The organism is Sulfurospirillum multivorans DSM 12446 (assembly GCF_000568815.1).
Taxonomy (GTDB): Bacteria; Campylobacterota; Campylobacteria; order Campylobacterales; family Sulfurospirillaceae; genus Sulfurospirillum; species Sulfurospirillum multivorans.
Genome location: NZ_CP007201.1, coordinates 2,248,174 through 2,271,409 on the forward strand (window position 1 = coordinate 2,248,174; position 23,236 = coordinate 2,271,409).

19 protein-coding genes are annotated in these 23,236 nt (G+C 44.8%); 3 read left to right on the forward strand and 16 right to left on the reverse strand.

Going from position 1 to position 23,236, the window contains the following annotated elements; genetic code table 11:
• Positions 1–315: 315 nt before the first annotated feature.
• The 13 genes from SMUL_RS11660 to SMUL_RS11720 all read right to left on the reverse strand — a co-directional run bounded on the left by SMUL_RS11660 (position 316) and on the right by SMUL_RS11720 (position 14,489).
• A complete protein-coding gene (locus SMUL_RS11660; protein ID WP_025345433.1) occupies positions 316–1,578 on the reverse strand; it encodes an MFS transporter in 1,263 nt (420 codons plus the stop codon).
• A complete protein-coding gene (gene aas, locus SMUL_RS11665) occupies positions 1,575–3,710 on the reverse strand; it encodes a bifunctional acyl-ACP--phospholipid O-acyltransferase/long-chain-fatty-acid--ACP ligase (protein WP_025345434.1) in 2,136 nt (711 codons plus the stop codon). Before aas ends, SMUL_RS11660 begins: the two co-directional genes overlap by 4 nt.
• Position 3,711: 1 nt before the next feature.
• On the reverse strand, positions 3,712–4,020 hold the full coding sequence (locus SMUL_RS11670) for an ArsR/SmtB family transcription factor (protein ID WP_025345435.1): 309 nt from the start codon (positions 4,018–4,020) through the stop codon (positions 3,712–3,714).
• Positions 4,021–4,119: 99 nt separating this feature from the next.
• Positions 4,120–5,106: an amidohydrolase family protein gene (locus tag SMUL_RS11675; protein WP_025345436.1), complete on the reverse strand. Its 987-nt coding sequence runs from the start codon at positions 5,104–5,106 to the stop codon at positions 4,120–4,122.
• Positions 5,107–5,192: 86 nt separating this feature from the next.
• Entirely contained in the window at positions 5,193–6,521 is a 1,329-nt protein-coding gene (locus SMUL_RS11680) for a type II toxin-antitoxin system HipA family toxin (protein ID WP_025345437.1), read from the reverse strand.
• Positions 6,518–6,856, reverse strand: coding sequence for a helix-turn-helix domain-containing protein (locus SMUL_RS11685; RefSeq protein WP_025345438.1), 339 nt, complete (start codon positions 6,854–6,856; stop codon positions 6,518–6,520). The genes SMUL_RS11680 and SMUL_RS11685 overlap by 4 nt, the downstream gene beginning before the upstream one ends.
• Positions 6,857–6,976: 120 nt before the next feature.
• The gene (gene citG, locus SMUL_RS11690) at positions 6,977–8,323 is read right to left on the reverse strand and encodes a triphosphoribosyl-dephospho-CoA synthase CitG (protein ID WP_025345439.1); all 1,347 of its coding nucleotides are present in this window, start codon (positions 8,321–8,323) and stop codon (positions 6,977–6,979) included.
• Positions 8,324–9,823: a citrate lyase subunit alpha gene (gene citF, locus SMUL_RS11695; protein WP_025345440.1), complete on the reverse strand. Its 1,500-nt coding sequence runs from the start codon at positions 9,821–9,823 to the stop codon at positions 8,324–8,326.
• A complete protein-coding gene (locus SMUL_RS11700; protein WP_038533367.1) occupies positions 9,820–10,707 on the reverse strand; it encodes an aldolase/citrate lyase family protein in 888 nt (295 codons plus the stop codon). Before SMUL_RS11700 ends, citF begins: the two co-directional genes overlap by 4 nt.
• Positions 10,704–11,000: a citrate lyase acyl carrier protein gene (gene citD, locus SMUL_RS11705; RefSeq protein WP_025345442.1), complete on the reverse strand. Its 297-nt coding sequence runs from the start codon at positions 10,998–11,000 to the stop codon at positions 10,704–10,706. Before citD ends, SMUL_RS11700 begins: the two co-directional genes overlap by 4 nt.
• Positions 10,997–12,016, reverse strand: a complete 1,020-nt coding sequence (citC, locus tag SMUL_RS11710; RefSeq protein WP_025345443.1) for a [citrate (pro-3S)-lyase] ligase — start codon at positions 12,014–12,016, stop codon at positions 10,997–10,999. Before citC ends, citD begins: the two co-directional genes overlap by 4 nt.
• Positions 12,013–13,068: an AbrB family transcriptional regulator gene (locus SMUL_RS11715; protein WP_025345444.1), complete on the reverse strand. Its 1,056-nt coding sequence runs from the start codon at positions 13,066–13,068 to the stop codon at positions 12,013–12,015. Before SMUL_RS11715 ends, citC begins: the two co-directional genes overlap by 4 nt.
• Positions 13,069–13,298: 230 nt before the next feature.
• A complete protein-coding gene (locus SMUL_RS11720; RefSeq protein ID WP_025345445.1) occupies positions 13,299–14,489 on the reverse strand; it encodes an OprD family outer membrane porin in 1,191 nt (396 codons plus the stop codon).
• A gap of 194 nt (positions 14,490–14,683) precedes the next feature.
• On the opposite strand from SMUL_RS11720, the gene SMUL_RS11725 reads away from it, so the two are divergent.
• Together SMUL_RS11725 and SMUL_RS11730 are read left to right on the forward strand one after the other, a co-directional pair.
• The gene (locus SMUL_RS11725) at positions 14,684–16,270 is read left to right on the forward strand and encodes an ATP-binding protein (protein WP_025345446.1); all 1,587 of its coding nucleotides are present in this window, start codon (positions 14,684–14,686) and stop codon (positions 16,268–16,270) included.
• Positions 16,263–16,949, forward strand: a complete 687-nt coding sequence (locus SMUL_RS11730) for a response regulator (RefSeq protein WP_025345447.1) — start codon at positions 16,263–16,265, stop codon at positions 16,947–16,949. The genes SMUL_RS11725 and SMUL_RS11730 overlap by 8 nt, the downstream gene beginning before the upstream one ends.
• A gap of 5 nt (positions 16,950–16,954) precedes the next feature.
• Here SMUL_RS11730 and SMUL_RS11735 read toward each other — a convergent pair whose 3' ends face one another.
• The 3 genes from SMUL_RS11735 to SMUL_RS11745 all read right to left on the reverse strand — a co-directional run bounded on the left by SMUL_RS11735 (position 16,955) and on the right by SMUL_RS11745 (position 19,886).
• Complete coding sequence (locus SMUL_RS11735) at positions 16,955–18,460, reverse strand: tripartite tricarboxylate transporter permease (protein ID WP_025345448.1); 1,506 nt, start codon at positions 18,458–18,460, stop codon at positions 16,955–16,957.
• Entirely contained in the window at positions 18,460–18,840 is a 381-nt protein-coding gene (locus tag SMUL_RS11740; RefSeq protein ID WP_235674101.1) for a tripartite tricarboxylate transporter TctB family protein, read from the reverse strand. Before SMUL_RS11740 ends, SMUL_RS11735 begins: the two co-directional genes overlap by 1 nt.
• A 65-nt stretch (positions 18,841–18,905) precedes the next feature.
• A complete protein-coding gene (locus SMUL_RS11745; RefSeq protein ID WP_025345450.1) occupies positions 18,906–19,886 on the reverse strand; it encodes a Bug family tripartite tricarboxylate transporter substrate binding protein in 981 nt (326 codons plus the stop codon).
• Positions 19,887–20,162: 276 nt separating this feature from the next.
• On the opposite strand from SMUL_RS11745, the gene SMUL_RS16745 reads away from it, so the two are divergent.
• A complete protein-coding gene (locus SMUL_RS16745; protein WP_025345451.1) occupies positions 20,163–23,234 on the forward strand; it encodes a response regulator in 3,072 nt (1,023 codons plus the stop codon).
• The last annotated feature ends 2 nt before the right edge of the window (positions 23,235–23,236 follow it).

A 23,236-nucleotide genomic window follows, 5' to 3' on the forward strand; every position in this document is an offset into this window, starting at 1 on the left:
TCTATGTGATACACTTTGTTGAAGTCTTAGGTTTCTACCCTATTTCTACACGAAAGCGTCAATGTTGATTATTGTATCAATTTTTGTGTTGTTTTAAAATTAAGATGTTAAAGAGTTGGAAGAAATAACGGGTAGAAGAAAAAAACGCTCGAACCGGGCAATCCGAGCGTTTGTCTTAAAATTGGTAGGTTCTATACAAAAAGGAGGTAAGTGTCTTACATATAAAAGTATAGACGCTTAGCCTAAACAAGAGATGAACCATTCGTTAATAAAACCTAAACCTTCAAAATCGTTCACATTCTTTACATGTAAAGCCTAATCAATTCGTTTATATATCACCCAAGCGATCCATGTTGCTATGATTCCCGTTCCAATGGCAGCGCTCAAAAAGACTTCAGGAATTCGCCACGAAGCGTCCAATAAGACCATCGTAAGTACCGCACCAAGTACCATAAACAGAGCGTTTAAGATGTTGTTAGCGGCGATGATGCGTGAGCGAAATGCTGGGTCACTTTGGCTTTGCATGATGGCGTAAAGAGGAACGCTAAAGAGCCCACCAAAAAGGGCGATGAGTGTTAAATCAATAAGAATATGCCAAAAGGTGCTGCTTGAAAAAAGTGCTTCTACGGGTACAAAGCTCGAAGAGGTGAGCGCAAAGTCGATTCCGAAAAATCCCATTCCAAAAACACCCAGTATGATCAAGGAAGGGCGAATGGTATGGTGGCTGAGTTTCTCGCAAAGAAAAGAGCCCACACCGATGCCGATGGTAAAGAGACTCAGTAAGAGCGTTACGGTGGTCTCGTCGCCCACTAAAACGATTTTGACAAAGGCAGGAAATTGTGAAAGTAAAAGTGCTCCGTAAAGCCAAAACCATGAAATGGCGATGATGGAGAGAAATACCGTTTTGTTCGCGTACGCCAGTTTGAGTGTTTGTGCCGTTTGGGAGAAGATGTTGTACGAAAGGCTCATCTGCGCATTCAAGGAAGGTGCTGTGGGAATGTAGCGACTGCACACATAGCCGATAAGCGCGATTGACATACCCATGATACCTGCGATGATGCCGCCATACGCGGAAGCCGCGATAAGTCCACCGCCAAGGGTTCCTAGCAAAATGGCGCCAAACGTTCCAGACTCGACCAACGCGTTTGCCATGACCAGTTCATTTTCACCCATGTGTTGGGGAATGATGGCGTATTTGATGGGGCCAAAAAGCGTTGAGTGTAACCCCATGCCAAAAACCACGACCAACAGCAGGCTGAACCAGTGCATGTAAAAACCAAGCGTGGCGATGCTCATCAAGCCAAACTCCAAAAGTTTAACAAGGCGCGCTAAAGCGGCTTTGTCGTATTTGTCTGCCAAGGCTCCTGCAAGTCCTGAAAAGATGAAAAAAGGCAAGATAAAAATCGCCCCAATGAGTGGCGCTAAAATGCCTAATGGCAAACTCGTCCATGATGCTGCGTGAAACGTCACCAAAATGGCGAGGGTATTTTTGAAAATGTTGTCGTTAAACGCACCTAAAAACTGCACCACAAACAAAGGCGCAAATCGCTTTGTTTTTAAAAGATAAAAGGAGCTCATGCTATCTCGCTTGCCATGGATTTTAAAGTGACATAATCGGTCTTGCCCGTGCCTAAAAGTGGAAGTACTTCCACATGGACGATCTTTCTTGGGACAGCGATTTCGGGGTATCCGTTGCTTTGCGCACTTTTTTGCAACGCATCACGATTGAGGTTTTTATCGGTCGTAAACAGTACGATCGCTTCGCCTCTGGCGACATCAGGCACCGATGAGCTTGCATGCAAAAAGCCACTGGAGGTCAGCGTCGCTAGTTTTTCGACGGATTCCAGAGAAATCATCTCGCCTGCGATCTTGGCGAAGCGTTTGACACGCCCTTTGATCTGCACAAAGCCCACATCATCGATGCTCACAATGTCTCCCGTGTTGTACCACCCCTCGCCTGCTTCGGAGGTCGGTTTTTCCAAAATGCCCGGTTTTTCAGCGCGCAAATAGCCGCTCATGACATTCGCACCTTTTACATGTAAGATGCCACCCTCCTCGATGCCAGGAACGGGAATGAGTTTATGCTCAATGCCCGGCAAGATCTGCCCCACGGTGCCTTTTTTGTACGCCATCGGCGTATTGACTGCGATGACAGGTGCTGTTTCGGTTGCACCGTACCCTTCAAAAATGCGCAAACCAAACTTCTCAAACCAAAGCTCGCGCACGTTTTCAGAGAGTTTTTCCGCCCCAGCGATGACATAACGCACTTTATAAAAATCGTACGGATGCGCGTGTCGTGCGTAGTTGTGCAAGAATGTACTCGTTCCTAGTAAAATCGTGCAAGAACGATCATAAGCGATCTCAGGAATGACGCGGTAATGAAGCGGCGATGGGTACATAAAAAGGTGCATTCCTCGAAAGATCGGAAGCAGTGAGCCTGCCGTTAAGCCAAAGGAGTGGAAGATCGGCAGGGCATTAAGCATTTTATCTTCGGTGGAAAAATCAACGATGGAGCTGATTTGAGCGATATTGGCAAGCAGTGCTTCATGCGAGAGCACCACGCCTTTAGGCTTGCCTTCGCTTCCAGAGGTAAATAAAATCACCGCAGGCTCTTTTTCATCTTGAGCGCTTGTAACAAGGCATGGAAAGTGAATCGCATAGAGCATCAACCACAGTTTATCCACCAAGCGCATCGATACTTTTAACTCTTCGAGGTAGACAATGCGCACACCCTGCAATGCTTCCAATTTAGGAGCGAGTTTAGCTTGTTCCACAAAGGCTTTTGATGTGACGATGGTCTTGATCTCAGCCGCAGTACACGCACTTTGCAAGCCATCGACACCTGCGGTGAAATTTAGCATGGCAGGCACTCGTTTCATGCCTGAAAGTCCCAAAACAAGCGCCAGCGAAGCAACCGCCGTTGGCATCAACACACCCACCGCTTCTTCTTTTTGAGTGATAGGGCTTATGAGTCGCCCCAAACCTAGCGCCATTTTAAGGAGCTGCGCGTAAGTGTATTCGATCTGCTTGATATCTTCCACGATGGCTTTGTTTTTGCCGTGCGTTTCCATCGCCTCTAAAAAAGTGCCAAAAAGATCGTTGGCAGGACGTGCGTCAAACGAGCATTCTTGCATCAAACGTCGCATCGCATCGCCTGAGAGAAGACGTCTTTGGTGCGATGTTCCCTCATGCGGAACATTGAGTTTGGTTGGCGTGCAATAGTTCAATGTGATCTGGGGAAACAGCCTGTGTGGATAGGTTTTTGGCATACGCGAAAGCGTGCTAAACGTCGCGCCTTGAATCATCACTGGCACGACCGTCGCATTGGTTTTCACCGCAACAAAGGCACTTCCTTCGTAAATTTTCATCAAACTGCCCGTTGTCGTGATGCGCCCCTCTGGGAAAATAACCACAGGGCGTCCGCTCTCCACCAAACGAATCACTGCCTTAATCGCCATCGGATTGGACGGATCGACCGTGAGATGATCGGTGAGCATCAAGCAAAGCCTCACAAAAGGGTTTTTGGCGATTTGCGTGTTGATGATAAACACAGGCGAAACGGGCAACATTACACCTAAAATTAAGCCATCTAAAAACGATTGATGGTTGGCGATGATGAGCATCGGCTCGGCTTTGTTGGCTATAAAATGCCCCTGAACACGAATTTTAAATAAAAAACGAAGGATGATGCGAAGGAGTGTTTTGATCATGTTAGTTTCCGTGTAGATAATTTAAGACATTGCTAAAGGTCGCTTCTAAAAGCGGCTTATTGACCCAAAACCAGACCTCTTTGCCGATCTTTTCGCTTAAAAGCACTTCGGCTTGATGGAGGATTTTGAGGTGATGCGAGACAGTGGTGCGCGCCAAAGGCGATACTTCGGCGATCATTCCTGCGTTGAGACGCTCACCATCTTCAAAAAGTAAAAGAATTTTTTGACGATGCGCGTCGCCTAAAGCCATAAAAATGGCAGACATCGGTTTCCATTCAAGCGGTAAATCTTTGGCATATTCCATTTGCATCTTATACTCCTAAATGTTTAAGTTTATCAACAAAATAATCTTTTTTGTCTTAAGGATTTCTTAGAAAAGAGTGGTTTTACTCTTTACATGTAAAGTACCTTACTCCAAACACAAAACTTTTCGATAATTGGAATAAATAGGATTATTCGCAGGGAAATAGACCAACATTGCTTTGGCGTAACGATCAAACACATTCTTCTCTTGGGCGATGCAAATGCGTTTCAACAAAGACACATCGTAACTGTTCCACACCGTTGTAAATGGTACAGGATAGTCGCTTCCAAAGAGCAGTTTGGGGTGAATGTCGCTTTGCGTGGAGAGATGGCGCAACACTTTGGCGCGCACGGGTGTTAGAAGTGCTGACACATCGGCGTAGAGATTATCGTGCGTTTTTAGCATCTCAAGCAAGGTAAAATAGTCATCGTTAAAGCGTTTGGGATTGGATGAGAGTGCTTTAAAGAGGTGACGAGGCTCGTAACTGAGCGCCATGTGCGCGCAAATGACTTTCACGCCCACTTCCAAAGGTTGGCGCAACATCTCGATGCTCTCGCAGGTTTTATACGAATGCACGCTGCTCTCGCTTCCCACATGAATGATCAAAGGCAGATCCAGCGCCGCAAGCTTCTCAAAATAAGGACGATACCGCGCTTCACGCGTGTCTACACCCCAATAATTTTGCAAAAATTTTGCCCCTTTAAAGCCTAAAGTGTGGTACTTTTCTATAAGTTCCAACGCATCGGGTCGTTTAGGATTGATGGAGAAAAATGGGATGATGAGCTCAGGATACTGCGCGTACAACACCGCCACATCTTCATTGCTCGCGCAAACGGTTTTATCTTGGTGGAGGACATTGCCCTCATCGTCGACCTTTGCATCCACACCAAAAAGCACGATTTTTTCGATGTGTTCTGAGGTTTTCACCGAGTTCATCAGCGCATCGGTGTAGGCTTTGTACGGCTCTTTTGAAAGCGCTTTAGCATCGATGCCGAAGCGTTTCGCAAAAAAATGTAAAGCAACTTTGTCGTAAACTCGGTTGAAGGAGACTTCACTGCTGAGCAGGTGAACATGCGTGTCGATTGTTTTCATTTCTATATTCCTAATATCTTAAACATATTGGAATGTTAGTATAGAGAAGCTGAAAAAATTCTGAAAAAAAACCTCCTCTCTTTCTCTTACAAAAACTTCAAGCGTAAAGCACTATGTACTGTCTTTTTCAGCGCATCGGCAACCGCATACTCTTGTGCCAAAATTTCAAAATCAGCAAACGCATCCACTGTTTTTGCAACAACCTCTTTGACCTCTTTTTCGGAAAGATTGCATTTTTTGCCAAAAGCTATCACATCGTTCATCGTAAAATCATCTTGTTTGCCGTTGAGGCGAATTTGGTGAACCCTCGTCCATTTGCCGCTTGGGTCGTACGCATAGGTCATATCAAACGCGGGAGCCAACGACCAAACACCCGTTCTATCCATCAAAAAGCCGAAATTTTTGGTATGGTCATCTTGATTTCTTCCGACAAGGTTGAAAATGGCTCGGCGAAACAGCTCTTTGATCTGATGTTCCCCAACGCCTAGCGCTCTTGCGCTTAAGATGAGTTGCTCGTACGAGTATGCTCCTGTCACTTCTCTATCGGCATGACTTAAGCCTGCCCATGAGGCGTAGTGTTTTTTGCGCACGATTTTTTTGTCGTTTTGTACAACGATCTCTCGATCAAACCGCTCGATTAAAAAGTGAAAATCCCCGTTTTCTTCGATGAATGAAGTTTCAGGAAGTTCTATGCCACACTTTCGCGCGATGATGCTGTAAATATACTCAACTTTTGTCATCCCTTTGGGGTCTTTTGCATCTTTATCTTGGTTCGCCGCACCATCAAACTTGAGCAGATAGTACCGACACTGCACACCTTGGTCGATTGTGCCATCGTAAAGTGTACCCTTTTCATCGATGGCAACTAAGGCTTTTGACCGAGCCCCACCCGCACTCGAACCGACACGAATGATATTAAGCGCATCTTGCCTATTTTGGGCACTGTGAAGCTTTTGCGAAAAGAGCTCTTTTTGGGTTAAAAGTAGGTTAGAAAGCGCTGAAAGTGTGTGCAAGTCAAGCGCTATGCCCACGGTCTTATTTTCATCAAATAGGGGATGATACTCCAACGCGCCCATACCTCGATTGCCGACATAAAGGAGTCTATCAAGTGCTGTGACCTCGCTTTGGGGTATATTTTTATCTGCCATAAACTGATCGATGAGTTGATTGCCAAATTTATCGGGTAAGGAGTCGGCAAAAATACCCGCAAGCCCATGAAAACTTCGTTGACTAATCGTCTCAAAGGTGTGTAAAAGGGGAGGATGTTTCATAACAAGGGGCGAGAGTTGGATGGAGCTTTGCGCAAATGTTTTGGTGTATTCAAAGGTCGCGATTTGCGTTTGGTTGGGAGCATAGCCCAGAAAACCGATGGTGGTACCCCAGAGTTTGACTTCAACGACCTGCCCCTCTTTCATTGTTCATCTCCCCAAATCATTGTTTTAGCAGCAACACTTTTTTTCTTAAATATCCTCTTTTTGGGCTCACTCGTCTTCCCTGTTGGGCTGTACATGCTCTGGCTTGCCAACAGTTTTTCAAGCATGTCAAGCTCGCCTAATCCACGAAGCAACGCCACAAATGTTTTGAGTGAAACACCGTTTTTGCCGTTGACTAAGTTTCGATACGCTGTGTATCCAGCACCACCTTTTTCACACAACTCTTTGGATTGTAACCCTTTAAGGCGTCTTGCATACTCTATTTTTTGCCCTAAATCCTTGACGATCTCTTCATCATTGAGCAGTTGATATGCCATTAAATCTCCTTAATAGTAGCGTAAAAAGAAACTAATTGAAGATATTATAGCAAATAATGGCGGATAAAGAGTTTTATTTTACATGTAAGCGCAAATGGGGACAGTTTCCACCTTTTATCTTTATGATGAGAGAAGAGATGACACCAACCACGTCATCGCCAAAAGATCGGCACTGCCGCCGGGTGAGAGGTTTTTTGAGATCATATCAGCGTCCAACTCACGCAAGTGTGCATCTAAATTTTCCACGTTTGGCTTTACATGTAAAAGTGCTTTTGCTTGTGTTTTGGCGTAAGCGAGCCCTTCGATGCCACCTCGTGACCAGAGCGTGCTGTCATCTAAACGTGACATCAGCAACAGCAGTGTTTTTTTAAGCGCTGTCTCTTCGCCCTCTTCTTCTTTGCATGCTTGGAAAAACGGCAAAGTGTGTTCAAAAATGATGGCAAAACCACTCTGGGCGATGCCACGAATGCCACTGCTTCCGCTCTCATAAAAGAAGCGTGCCCCTGCGCTGTTGGGCTTTACATGTAAAAGATCGTCTTCGACCAACGTGTCGCACAGGGCTTGCATTTGGGCTTGTAAGCTTTTACATGTAAAGCTCTGATCGCTCGCTTTGATGCGACCGATGGCACCGCAGAAGACGGCGAGGCAGAAGATCATCCCTTTATGGGTATTGACCCCCGATGTGGCTTCAAACATCGCTTTTTCGCAAGCGATGCCGATCTCTCGAAGCCTTTTAAAACTCTGTTTGGCATCCTCATGGGCGTAGGTTTGTGCGATGTGAATCCATTGTGGCACAAACGGTTTGATCGCTTGAATGCTTGCGTAAAAGGTGTGAATGTCCATATCGCGGTGCGCACCGCTGTTGGCTTGGTCGACCAGACCTGGTTTTGGGGTGAGTTCCACTTCGGTTTTCATCGCGCGTTCACACCACAAGGCGATGGAGTCGGAAAATGCGTGTTTTTCGACCAAGGTTTTTATATGCGCACCCAGCTCAGTATACGAGTGCTTTTGCGACCGCGCGCACAACTGTGCTTCCTCTTCGCAGACAAAACATTTACGTTTGGGAAGTACAAGATCACTTCGGGAGAGAATTTTTCCCGTACAATCGAGCACATCTATATCCATCAAACGTCCTAGTGGATGGGCGTTTTCGAGTTTACATGTAAAGACTTTGAGCGCCTTGGCCTCGGCGTTACATGTAAAGAGTGATTCGGCTCCCGTTGGGGAGCGTTTGCTCTCGCATGCCAGCAGTTCGATGCCCTCGTTTTGAAGCATTGTTAACAGCGCATTGTGCGCGATTTCATGCACGACCACGGCTTCGTGCGAGAGTTTGATAAAGCTTGGGATGTTGATGCAAAGAGAAATGAGGGACGCCAAAGGGTGGCGGCTTAAAAGCTCTTTTTGCTTCCAAGCACGCTCCTCTTTGGCGTGTAAAATAGCGTCTAACGATGTTGGTTTGCCTATCATTTACGCGAGTTGTTTCACCACGTCGATGACCGAACCATCGCGGTAGCGAATGACCGCAACGACTTTGTCTTTATACTTAATTTCAGCAGGCTCACCGCACAGTGCAATCGCGCGCTCATACAGCTCTTGCATCTCCACAATCTGAAGCCCCGCTTTTTTGAGGCGTTCTTTGAGCTCCACATTTTTAGGATTGACCGCGATGCCTTGATCGGTCACGACAACATCCACGCTACACCCCGGTGTGACGATGGTGTTGACCCGTTTGGTCACCGTTGGAAGGCGTCCGCGTGTGAGCGGTGCTACGATGATGGAGAGTTTTGCCTCCGCTGCTGTATCACTATGACCTCCCGAAGCGCCTCGTAAAAAGCCTTTGGAGCCTGTGATGACGTTGACGTTAAAGTCAAGGTCGACCTCAAGGGCGCTTAAGACCACGATGTCAAGCTGTTTGATCGCCGCACCTTTGGAGCTTGGGTTGGCGTATTCGTTCGCACTGATTTCGATATGGTTTTTGTTTTCACCCAACGATTTGGCGGCAAATTCATCGAAACTTTGCACGTCTAAAAGCGTTTTAATGAGACCACGTTTAAGCATATAGACCATCGTTCCCGTGATGCCGCCCAGTCCAAAACTCGCGTGAATGCCCTTCTCTTCCATCTTTTCACTCAAAAAGACGGTCGTTGCCAAAGAGGCGCCACCCGTTCCTGTTTGGATGCTAAAACCCTCTTTGAAAAGCCCTGAATGCTCGATGAGTTTCGCGGTGTGACTCGCAAGTAAAAGCTCTTTAGGATTGGTCGTCATACGCGTCTCACCCGCACCGATTTTAGAAGGATCGCCCACCTCATCGACCAAAACCACCGCGTCGACTTGGTCTTGATGAAGGCTGGCAGGCACATTTGGGTACTCCTCTAACGATTCGGTCAAAACAACAACATAGTCTGCATACTGCGCGTCGATCATCGCGTAACCAAGTGAGCCACATTTTGAGCGACCCGAATAGCCATTGGCATTACCAAATGCGTCACACACAGGCACACCTAAAAAAGCGACGTCAATTTTAAGCTCGCCCGATTGGATTAAGTGTACACGTCCACCGTGTGAGTGAATTTGCACCGGTTTTTCCATGAGCCCTTTGGAGATCGCTTCGCCCAGTTTACTGCGAAGTCCAGAGGTATAGATCTGCGTGACCACGCCATTTTTGATATGCTCGATGACAGGATCGTTCACAGAAGCGAGTGAACTTGAAGCCAAGGTCAGGTTTTTAAAGCCCATTTTTGCGATGACATTTATCACGTTATTGATCAAAAGATCGCCACCGCGAAACGCATGGTGAAAGGAGATGGTCATACCATCGCTCAAACCGGAGCGTTTAATGGACTCTTCGATGCTCTCACACAGCTTTGCTCTGCGGTCTTCGCCCTTGGTTTTTGCTTTACATGTAAAGAAAGGCGCATTGATAGGTGTTAACGCTTTTGTGTCGAATTGTTTTTGTATATCTTTCATTGCTCTTCTCCTAAAACGCCCGATGCACGCGCTAAATCCATAATCCACTCTGCTCTTAAGATGACCGGTGCATCCACCATTTTTCCATCAAGAGAGATAACGCCAAGCCCACGCTCTTTCGCATCTTTGGCTGCTTCAAGCACCTCTATCGCCCAGTTGATATTTTTCTGACTCGGTGCAAAGGCACTGTGAAGCCATGGGATTTGATTGGGATTGATGAGGGATTTTCCATCAAAACCAAGCCCTTTGATCAGCTCCACTTCGTGCATAAAACCCTCTTTGTCTTTGACATCCGAAAAGATGGAGTCAAATGCACCGATTTTTGCGGCGCGCGCTGCGAGTAAGATTTGGTTACGTGCTGCCATCAGCTCGTGTCCTTCTTTGGTGCGTTGCGTATGAAGGTCACGTACAAAATCTTCCGCGCCTAAAGCAATGCCCATCATCCGCTTAGAACTTCGTGCGATGTCGACGGCATTGACCACACCGAGTGCGCTTTCAATAGCGGCTAGAAGCATCGTTTTTTTCGTTGCACCAATCTTGGTCTCGATACGCTCAATCTCACGCTCCATGTCCAAAACATCTTCGACCGTGTCGGTCTTTGGAAGCCTGACGATGTCCACACCTGCTCTAATGACCGCTTCAAGATCGAGCAGTCCAAACGGAGTGTCCAGAGGATTGACACGCACGGCGGTTTCAATATCTTTGTAGGTAAAATGCTGCAACGCATGAAATACCATCATGCGTGCCGAGTCTTTTTCACTGAGTGCCACGGAGTCTTCAAGGTCAAACATCACCGTGTCAGGCTTGTAGATAAACGCATTACAGACCATGCCCGTGTTTGAGCCTGGTACAAAAAGCATACTTCGTCTTAGTTTTGGTTTCATAATACACTCCAATCAGGCTCAGCTTCGCCCAAAGCTCTTAAAATGGCGGTTTGAACGCGCGCTTTGATCACATAATCAAGTGCGCCTTTGTCTTGAACGATAAGCTTCACACCCTCTACGCCCATCGCCATCGCTGTTTCCAACACAAGGGCTCTGATCGCATCGCCGTAAATCTCTTCAACACTGCTTTCTAACTCAATTTCAATGCCTTTCACATCCACAGGAATCACGCGTACAAACGCATCACTCGACTCCAGTGTTCCTGCGTGGGCAGTCTCTAGCTTTTTGCTCATTTTTCTTCCTCTTTAGACATCATGTGTGCAATCAACGCGTACGTTGTCGGAGGTACCAACGGGAGGATCTCTTCCAAACGATTGTGTTGCATTAATTTTCTGACTCTCGAAGCCGAAATTGGCTCACCACCATACTCAATACGCCCTAACTCAACCACCTCAATGGCTGGAAATTCACTCGGGCGAACCAGTAATTTTTTCATCTGTTGGTTATACTCATTCGTCACGGCACATAACGGCTCTTCTCCCACAAAACGGTGCGTAATGCCCAGTTGTGGCGCTAGATGATTTCTAAAAATATTGAGATCCAGCTCCGTATAGAGTGAATCAATCTGACGCTTGTCCTTAATAAAATAAGTCGGAAACGTCGCTTTAGAGATAATGTAGTCAGAACCCTCATGTATCGTGAGGTTTTCAAGGTCCACTAACCCTTCGCAAATCAGTCTGTAGCGATCTTTAAAGGTAAAAAAGGAAGCGTCTTCCTTCACCACAAATAGATGCACCCAATGCGACCTTTCACAGGCTTGCTCGACTAAAAAACGGTGCCCTAACGTAAACGGGTTGCAGTTCATCACGATGCTTCCAACCACGTCGCCCGTATGTTTATACTTTCGCAATCGTTTTTTATACAGATCAATATTGTAGCTATTCTCCATCAAAATGACCTGATGATGCGCCTGCTCAATATACTTAAACCCACACGACTCAAACACCTCCTGATAATCTGGTTTCGTAAACAAAAAAAGTTCATGCCGTCCTTCACGAAACGCCACTTTCAAAAGCTCGCTCATCAGACTCAGCGCCAAACCTTCGCCGCGCAAAGACTCATCGAGCGCGATGTTTTTAAGCACTTTCCCGCTCACTCCTCCGCACGCTACGATGCGGTCATCCTCTTTGGCAACCACAAACACTTCGACATCCTCAGACATCTCAAGATCAACACTGTCTAAAAAATCCTTCACTTTTTGCCATCGCACGATACTCGTGTGTGGCACTTCAGAGAAGACAAAACTCATCGGTCCTCTTTGGGGCGAAGGTATTTGACAAATACGGGTGCAACACTCATCACCAAAAACATTCTCACAATGTGATGAAGCGCAACATACGGTAAATTCGCTGCGATAATGATCGCTATCAAATTCATCTCCGACTGACCGCCTGGTGAGAAGGCTAACAAAATCGAGATCAGTGGAAAATCGGTCATCTTAGAGACAATAAAGACAAACACGGCTGAAATCATCGCTAAAATCACAAAATACCCCAGCGTTTGCATGAAAATTTTTGTAATTTCTTTACATGTAACGCCAACAAAGACAAACCCAACGGTCGTTCCAAGTATCAGCTGAATGATCTTAATGATCTCATTGGGTGGGCGCGCATGCACGATGCCCGAACCATACACAACCGCCCCTAAGATCATAGGCCCTAGCATGGTTCCACCCGGTATTTTAAGCTTCAAAGCGCCCCACCAGCCCACCAGCGCACACACAGTTAGGATGAACATATCGTGAGGATCACTCTGTAAAAATGGCTGAGTAATGCTGACTCTGCCATCCAGTGAGACATGCGAGAGGGCTTGAATGATGAAAGGAAGCGTGAAAACAATGCACAACAGCCGAACGGATTGGGTCATTGTCACTTTGTACACATTCGCACCCGTCGCTTCTGCTAGCGTTACCATCTCCAAAAGACCACCGGGCATCGAGCTAAAATAGGCGGTCATCTTATCAAACTTCAACCACTTCCAATAGTAAATCATCCCGCAAAACGTGATAATCAGGACAAACGGTAAGATCAGAACAATGCTTGAAACAAACTCTCCTAAGTAGTGCAAAATCGTAGGATTAAAGGCACTACCGATGGTAATACCAAGCACTGCGCGTGCAGGGGCTGAAAACATTTTAGGCGTTCGAAGGGGAATTTTGGGAAAACGACTCGCAATGGCAATGGCAACAATCGAGCCCAAAAGCCATGGGAGGGGTACATTGATAAACGAGAAAAGTATGGCTCCTAGAATCCCTATCAAAAGTGATGCTACGACAGGTAAAAAGCCTTTAAGCCATTGCATTGAATATCCATTAAATGATCTTTGTTTTTCAGATTTATAGTAGCCTTTTTTTCATTAAGAATAACTAAGATAGAAGAAGCTCCAAAATGGCTATTTATGGGCATTTTGTGCATAAAGTTTGGTCAAAATTAAACCAAGCTTTTTTGTTCTAAAACCAACCCTTCTTTTAAGGAAATCACAATCAAGCGGTGGCATGACACCACCGCAATGAATCATCGTTGTGTGACGGGTTAGAATTTATAAGAGGTCTTCACTCTTAGCTCCTCATCGTTACCATCTTTACCCTCTTTCTCATACTGGACAAGAACGCTTAAGCCTTTGAGTGCGCCACTAAACGCGTAGGAGCCATACACCGCGCTGTAAGAGAGGTCACCTCTGGCAGGATCATCCGTTTGGGTATAATCCACACCGATTTTAGCATCTGCGTTAAATTTGTACGCAACGTCGATCGCATACGCTTCTGTGTCAGGTTCGTAGTTATCGGAGATAATGGGCGATTGGGTGTAAAGTGTATCGGCGCCATAGCCAAGACCGTATTTGACTTTGCCATCATCGGATATTTTAGAGTACGCCACATACGCATCAATACTACCGACACCCACGCCTGCTTTAAGCGCGTAGCCATTGGCATCTTTCGTAACTCCGCTGTATTGCGTACTAAAATATTGTGCGCCAAGGTTATAAGTAAAATCCGTCGCTTTACCATCATAACGCGCTTCAAAACGGTACAGATCCAAATCTTCGCCTGCCGAAAACTCTTCAATCCCTGCCCATGCGCCTGAGAGCATCAAGCCTGGAATAGATTTGTTAATCGCAAAGAGAGTGTACGCACCATCTCCCACCTGTTTAAAATCTGCCATTCCTGTAGACTTAGGAGCCCATCCTTGATTGGTTCGTGCCTGCCATTTATCAACATAACCAAATCCAAGTGTGGTGTTTGGTAAGTCCGTATTGATAAGCGTTGCACCTTCAAACGAGTCTTTAATCACACGAGAACCACTGCTTGCAACTAAAGGAGAGCTAATAAACTGTCGACCTATCTTTGCCGTCGTTTTAGCAAACGTGTATTCCAGATAAGCTTCGGAAAGTACCGCGCCTGAACCGTACATATCCTTTGCAAAAACATCCTTCGCATCATCGCTTGCAAAAGGGGCACTGCTCGATTGTACGGTTGTGCCAAATTTGAATCCCATCAAAGAGTCTGTTACATAATTTAACATAACACCTGTTACAAAAATCGAAGTATCTCCTGCGCCAACAGAGGCAACATCGACACCCGTATCACGATCAAAATAAAAAGCCTTCAGCTCACCCGTGATCTTGCCATTTTTAAAAGCATCTGCCAAGGTATCTGCTGCAAATGAGCTGGATGTAAGCCCCACAACTGCGATAGCCGCCAAACTAAGTCTCGCTAATTTCATCTTCTCTCCTTCAAAATGTTTCTGAATACATGAAGATTTTACTTCATTAAAATTAAGAGAATGTAAGATAAAATGCGTTTCGAAAAATAGCTAAATTATGGGAATTTTGTGCATAAAGTGCTCGCAATTTTGTTACGTTAAGTAACCATAAAACTCTTTACATGTAAAGCCAAAACCAAGGAAACGCTCTTCAAATGCAAAAATTCAAAAGATTATCCTTCCCCAATGAGGGATTATTGCTTAAATTACTCATTTTTTCGACGATGCTGGTTTTGGCGACCTTGTTGACTTTTAGCCTCTTTTTGGGGCATATTTTAAAAGAGCTTATGGAAGAGCAGATCGGTCAACGCGCCCTTGCTATCTCAAAAACGATCTCGTTGATGCCAGAAGTCATTGAGCTGGTTGAAGCAAAAGACCCAAACGGAGAGTTAGATGCGATGATGACGTTCCTTCAACGCTCCATTGATGCGAGGTTTATCGTCATTGGCGATCAAAATTCCATTCGTCTGACCCACCCAACCAAAGAGCTTATTGGTGATCGGATGATGGGAGAAGACAATGAAAAAGCCCTTATGGATGGACTCTACTACACCTCCAAAGCCACAGGGACACTCGGTCCCTCGATCCGAGGGAAGTCTCCTGTATTTGGGAAAAATGGTGACATTGTAGGCATTGTCTCCGTGGGGTATTTGGAAGAGAACGTGCGCAAGATTATCGCACAGCGTCATCAGCAGTTTCTCATTTACCTGTATGGTGCCATGCTTTTAACCGTTATTATGGCGTTTATCCTCTCACGAAAGATCAAAAATTCTCTTTTAGGCTACGAACCCAAAGAGATCAGCCGTCTCTTTTTAGAAAAGGAGGCGATTTTAAATGCTGTCAAAGAGGCGATCATTGCGACCAATACAGAAGGTGAAATGACGCTGTGCAATGAGGTGGCACAACGCTATTTTCAGTTAAGTGAAACAACGAAACATCCACCTCTTGGATTAGAAAAATATCTCCTTACATGTAAAGAGATGAAAGATGTCAATATTGACATTGATGGGGAGGATTACATCTGCAATCTCGCACCCATTAGCCATGAAGGGAAAACCATCGGTATGGTCTCAAGTTGTCGAAAAAAAGAGGAGATGGATGCGCTGGTGTGGGAACTCACCCGTGTTAAGCAGTATTCGCAGAGGCTGAGAGAGAAAAAGCATGAATTTTCCAACCTTCTGCACCTGATCTCTGGGCATATTCAAATCGGAGAGTACGATAAAGCCATCGCATTGATCAGCGAAAACCATCTGCCCGATGAAAAAATTATCGAGCAGTTTCAAAATGTGATTCATGATCCCCTTGTCGCTTCAATTTTTATCGGGAAATACTACTTTGCCTTTGACAAAGGAGTGAAGATTATTCTCGATGAAAACAGCTTTCTTCAAGAGAGCATTGATCCTTCCATCTCCAAGCATCTTTTAACTATTTTGGGCAATATCATCAACAATGCGATTGATGCAGCTGAACTCTCAGAGAAAAAAGAGGTTACGCTTTTTGTCACAGACATTGGCAACGATCTTATTTTTGAAGTGGAAGACTCAGGACTGGGAATTGATGAAACACTTCATGAAAAGATTTTTGAAAAAGGCTTTACCACCAAAGGCGAACTGCACAGTGGTTATGGTCTCTTTTTTGTGAAAAGTACCCTAGAGTGGCTTGGTGGATTTGTCTCCTTTGGCAAAGGAAATTATGGTACTATTGTGAGCATTCATATTCCAAAAGGGAACCGTAATGATTAAAGTTTTGATTGCTGAGGATGATCCACGCATTGCGCTGTTGCACCAAAATATGGTGGAAAAAATAGCCAATTTTGAAGTGATCGCCATTGCAAATACTATCAGCGAACTCAAAGAGTACATCGAACTCATGCACCCCGATCTGCTTCTTTTGGATGTCTATTTTCCCGATGGCAATGGCATTGATTTTCTAAGCTGGATGCGAAGCAATGCTGTCCACACCGATGTTATCTTAATTACCGCCGCCAAAGAGATGGCTTCACTTGAGAAGTCCTTAAGGTATGGCGTTTTTGACTACCTCATCAAACCTATTATGTTTTACCGCTTCCAATCCTCTTTGCAAAAATTTCACGACTACAAAGAGAAAGTCATCTCTCAAGAAGAGCTCTCTCAAAGCAAAGTCGATGCGTTTTTTAACAAAACCATGCAGACGAACAAACCGTTACATGTAGGATTGCCAAAGGGGGTTGATAGCATTACGTTGGAGAAGATTTTAAGTGCGTTGCACCAAAGTCAAACGTTTTTCTCTGCGAGTGAAATAGCAGAAATATTGGGAATTAACCGTACAACATCACGAAGGTATTTGGAGTATTTGGTAGGAGAGCACAAAGTCGAAGTGGACTCACTGTATGGCTCAGTCGGTCGTCCTGAGCGCAAGTACAAGCTCAAGACAACCGAGTAAAAAGTCTATTTTTTACCTAAAGCGTAACGTTTTGATACCATCTTGGCAATCATAGGAACAAACAGAATAAACAGTGTCAATCCCCAAAGAATGTAGTTAATCGTTCCTTGGAAAAAGATTCCAATCTCACCACCGCTCATTGCAAAAGCGCGTCGTAAGTTGTCTTCCATGATTTTTCCCAAAACAAAGCCTAAAATAACAGGCGCCATTGGGTAGTGAAGTTTACGCAAGAAGTAGCCTAAAACACCCAATATAAGAGAAAGTAGCAGTGCAAAAGTACTCATATTGACCGAGTAAACCCCCACAAACGCTAAAACAATTACAGAAGGTACCAAGAGCCAATAAGGCACTTGTAAAATCTTGGTAAAAATACGTACCATTGGGAAGTTAATGATAAGCAACATTACGTTACCAATGTACATCGAAGCGATCAATCCCCAGACCAATTTAGGCTGTTCAACAAAAAGCATCGGTCCTGGATTAATGTTATAAAGCATCAAAGCGCCCAAAAGCACTGCCGTTGTTCCGCTACCTGGAACGCCAAGGGTAAGCATAGGCACCAAAGCACCGCCCGCACATGCATTGTTTGCAGACTCAGGCGCTGCAAGTCCTCGCATATCGCCTTTGCCAAACGTACCTTCTTTATCGGAGATCTTTTGTGCAATGGTATACGAAACCGCACTGGCTATCGAAGCGCCAGTTCCGGGGAGTGTTCCAACAACAAACCCAATCAACGAAGAGCGAACCATCGTCCATTTACAATAAAGCAGCTCTTTCATCGTGACATAGACACGGGTAATTTTTGGCATCTCAAAATCTTCACTGCTGTGGTGCTCTAACATCAGCATAATCTCACTGACTGCAAAAAAGCCTACGATAACGATTAAGAACTCAAAACCATCGTAAAGCTCAGCTTCCCCAAGCGTAAAGCGAAGTACCCCCGTCGTAGAATCCACACCGACAACCCCAATGATCAAACCAATGGTGACACCAATAAGGCTTTTAACAGGATTTGAACCCATCAAAGCACCGATGGTAGCAAAAGCAAAGACCATTAAAACAAAATATTCTGCAGGACCAAAGTAGATGGCAACACTGGCTAAAAGAGGTGCAAAAAAGGTCAGTCCAACAATCGCAATGGTTCCTCCAATAAAAGAAGCCACACCCGAGAGGGCCAAAGCAGGACCGGCTAAGCCTTTTTGGGCCATTGGATAACCATCCAAGCAGGTAAAGACCGCTCCAGCGTCGCCTGGAACATTGAGCAAGATACTCGAAATCCTCCCGCCAAATTCAGCACCATAATAGATACCCGCAAGCATAATCAAAGAAGACTCAACAGGAAGCCCTAGGGTATAACAGATAGGAAGCAAAATTGCCACTCCATTGATAGGCCCAAGTCCAGGAAGTGCTCCAAAAAGCGTACCCAACAAACATCCAAGGAAAATCAAAAAAAGATGGGTTGGTGTTAAGACAACAGCAAAACCTGCTGCTAAAGACGATAAAACTTCCATCATGACGAGACTCCTAAGAGCTTCGCAAAAAGTGAACCCACAGGAAGTGGCACTTCAAGCAAAAAGCTAAAGATCAGATAAACAACACCGCTCACGCCCACACCTGCACCGAAAGCTTGGGAGGTTGTTCCTTTAAAAATTTTAGCGATACAAAAAACAAGCAGTGCGGTGGAGAGTAAAAAGCCTAAAAAATCAAAACCGAGTTGATAAACAAACAACAACAGAACAATCAAAACCGTTTTTAACTCCGTATTCAGTCCTGGGAATTTAGCATTTTGAGGTTTTGCAATCACAAAAAGTGAAAGAAGGACTAAAACGGCACCTAAAGCAATGGGAAACGCCGTTGGCCCTAGAGGGTCATAGGAAAAAGGGACCTCCAAAGAGAATCCCCCATACAATACATAGAGTCCTAAACATAGGAGAAAGACTCCAAATAGCCTGTCGATCATTTGATAAGTCCTGCCTCTTTCGTAAGTTCTTTAAACTTTTTCTCTTCTTCTTGCATAAAGGTTTGGTACTCTTTGCCTATCTTGGTAAAAGGGTAAAGCCCTCTGAGTTCTCTCTCTTTTGCAAATTCAGGTGTTTTAACCAATGTTTGAATTTTTTCTACCCAGTAGTTGTACTGCTCTTCAGTGACATTTGGTCCAAGGTAAAAGCCTCTCCAAATAGTCCAAACGGCATCATACCCTTGTTCTTTGGCTGTAGGAATGTTTGCCATTTGACCCGGAAGTCTCTCCTCTGAGAGAATCGCAAGCACTTTGTATTTTCCAGAAGAGAGTTGACCTGAGAACTCTGCGATGTCACCTGGGTAAATTTGAATGTGATTGCCAAGCAAGGCTGTCAAAGCTTCGCCACCACCTTCAAAGGCAACGTATTTCATGTCTTTAGGATTGATGCCTGCAAGCTTTGCAATGATGGCGGCTTTAAACCAGTCTTGACTACCGATAGACCCACCAGAACCCAGTGCAAAACCCTTTGGATTTGCTTTAAGATCGGCTACCATCTCTGCCAAAGTATTCCATTTTGCATCCGCTCTAACAATAACAGCGCCATAATCAGCACCCAAAGCCGCAAGCCATTTGACAGAATCAATCGTATACTTGGCGCCAAATTTGCCTTGTGCAATGTTAAGAGCAGATCCCGTACTCGCAGCAACAATCATTTCAGGGTCATTGGAGCGTTGACCGATGACATGGTTATACGCAACCGCACCCACACCACCGGGCATAAAGTTAACGATCATCGGTTTGTCAATGACCTTAGAAGCAGTCATTGAGTTAGAGACAAGTCTACATGTAAGATCAAATCCACCACCTGGTTTTGCGGGGGCGAGACACACGGGTTTGCTCACCTCAAACGCATTTAAAGCACTGCTTAGTGCAACGATGGCTGCCAAATTTGTTACAAATCGTAACGATTTACGCATCATGACTCCTTTTTTAATTAAATTAGAGACATCGTAGCACGTTTTTTGGCTTCTTATCAAGAAAAAAACGATTTGCTGTTTTTTTAGCATTTTGGCTATTGTGTGCACGATACACAATGCTACATTTTGTTACATAAAGGCATTAAAATTGCTTTTTGTGTGTGTTTACATGTAAAGAAAAAGGAAAGATCGCTTACATCGAAAGAGCTTCCTATTCAAAAAGGATTAAAGAAGATAGCGTTATACTAGTTCTAGAATCCCTTTAAGGTTTGACGCATGATAAAAAGATGGGCACTTTTTCTCACACTCTTCTTACTCTTTGTACTACCATCCTTTTTGTATTGTGCTTCTGACAAACAGACACTTCGTTATAGCCAAAGCACATTAGAGCCTTTTATGGTGATTCACAACCAAACACCCAGCGGCTTAGTGGTGGATTATCTGCACCTTTTAGAGACAAAAATCAATGTCAAATTTGACTACCGCTACTATTCTGAACATTGGAGTGTGGTGCTTCAAAAATTTAATGCGGGGGCATTTGATGTGATCCCTGGGTACATCGGAGTGGATGCCCCTTTGCATGAAGTGATGAGCAAACCTCTGTTTCACTTTAACCTCGTTTTAGCTGGGCGCAAATCCGACATCTTAATTTCCGATCTTGAAGAAGTTTCCAAACAAAATCTCTTTCTTGCCGTCGTAGCAGATTCATCGGTGCAAAAGCACCTTGTCCAAAACTACCCTAAGATCAGAACCTATTTGGTGAAAAATATCCAAGAGGGATTAATTGCCGTTGAGCATAAAAAAGTGGATCTGTTCATCGATATGGCACCCACGTTAGGATACGCTCTGCAAAACAGTGGACTCTCCAATCTTAAAATTGTAGGTATTTTAAAAGATCAATTTAAACTCATTTTGGCACTTCATGATGCCTCTTTGCTTCCTTTGATCAATCAAGGCATCGACGCAATCAGTGAAGTGGAAAAAGATGCACTCTATAAAAAATACATCAAAATAGAGATTAAAGAAAAAGTCGATTACGCTTTGATTGTAAAGATTTTGAGCATTGCCTTTTTTGCCTTTATCTGCATTGGGGTGTGGCTAGCAATTCTTAAGCGCGAAATTCATAGGCGCAAACTCGCAGAAGAGAAAGCCACGCTTGCCAACCAACGACTTCAGCGCACCGCAGAAGAGCTTAAAATCGCTATGGCAAAAACTGCCCATGCTCACCAAGCCAAAAGCCAGTTTTTAGCCAATATGAGCCATGAAATACGCACCCCCATGAACACTATCATCGGTATGACTGAGCTTATTTTGCGCAAAGATCTTCCTGAAAAAGAGCGCCACTACCTCACCAAAGTAGCGGAAGCAGGACATCATCTTTTAGATATTATCAATGATATTTTAGATTTTTCAAAAATTGAAGCCGACAAAATTCAACTCGAATCCATCCCTTTTCAACTCGAAGAGCTCATTGTCTCCGTGAGCGATCTTATCAGCATGAAAGCCCAACAAAAGGGACTTGAGTTACTCATAGACATGGGAAATATCACCCCCCATCACTACAAAGGTGACCCACTGCGTCTGAAGCAAATTCTGCTCAACCTGCTGAGCAATGCGGTGAAATTTACCACCCAAGGAGAGGTTATTATACGACTTCGTGCTCGCGCGGAAAAAGATGGCACACATAAAATTCGCTTTGAGATTAAAGACAGTGGCATTGGCATCACACAAGAGCAAGCCGTAGGACTCTTTAGCGCTTTTTCCCAAGCCGATATGTCAACCACGCGCCATTATGGCGGAACGGGACTGGGGCTTAGCATCGCACAAGGACTGGTGGCGATGATGGATGGGGTTATCTATTGTGAGAGTGTTTATGGGATGGGAAGTACGTTTTGGTTTGAAATCCCTTTGCAAGTGGATTCGACCTACACACCGCCATCACAAACCATGATCACCAAAGCGCTTAAAATTTTAGTCGTGGATGACAATGAAACCGCACTGGAAATTTTTGCTGAGATTCTCCACCAATTTGGGGTTGAATGCGTTACATGTAAAAGTGCCAAAGAGGCATTGGTGCTGCTCAATAATGGCTTTAAAGCCGATGTAGCGATTATTGACTGGAAGATGGAAGGGATGGATGGCATCACCCTTTTTCAGCTGATTCAAGAGCAATACGGTGATCAAATTACCTCCATTATGATGGTCACTGCTTACGATAAAGAAGAACTCATCGCCAAACTAGGTGACAATCAACCTTATGCCGTGCTTGTTAAACCCATCACAGGCTCGATGCTTTTTGATGCGCTCACAGACATGTGCGGGCATAAACGACTCATCGAACCACTCTATCATGCCCATGAAAAAGAGCTACGCCAATCCTTCTTAGAGGAGATCACGGTTTTACTCGCAGAAGACAATGAGAGCAACCAACTGGTAGCCTCTGAAATCCTAAGTGAAGTGGGCATTCACGTGCATGTGACGCAAAATGGTCAAGAGGCGTTGGATTGGCTCGCCAAAAATCCTCTGCCAGATCTCATATTAATGGATTGCCAAATGCCTATTTTAGATGGTTTTGAAACCACGCGTCACATTCGAGAAACGCTTGGATTAAGCTTGCCCATTGTTGCGATGACTGCCAATGCGATGAAAGGGGATGAGCAAAAATGCTATGACGCAGGTATGGACGGCTATGTCGCAAAACCCATTGATGCCAAAAAATTGATCCAAGAGATTGCACGTTTTTGCCATAAACAAGCTCCTGAAATAGCACATGAGACCGCTGAGACATTGGCACTTGATGGGATTAACACGCTTCAAGCGATACAGCGTTTGGGTGGCAATGCAACACTTTACTATCAATTTCTAAAGCGCTTTGAAAAAGAGCAGATTCATTTTCTCCAAACCTATCGCACCATGGTTTTAGCCAATGATATTCAAGGTGCAAAACGCGTCTGCCACACACTCAAAGGCATGGCAGGCACACTAGGAATGGACTCTCTCAGTGCTTTAGCCCAACAAGCAGAACTCAGCGCTCACCCTCTTGCACCCAATGATCCTCTTTTACACTCGATCGAGCAAGAGATTCGCGCCTTATGCCAAAAAATTCAACCCCTTGTCCTACACAGCGAGATTCCCAAAATGGCTATTACTCCAGCGTCGCTGACACGCTTGGTGGCAAAGCTTAAATGCGCTGATGCCACAGCCTTGGATGATGCCATGATGTTGATTCAGTCGACCGATGCAACGCTTTTGGAAGCGTTTGAGCAGATTAAAGCCTTTGAATTTGAAAATGCTGTCGAACTGATTGAGTCTATTTTACCTACACCCATCTTTAAAAAGGCAGACTAATC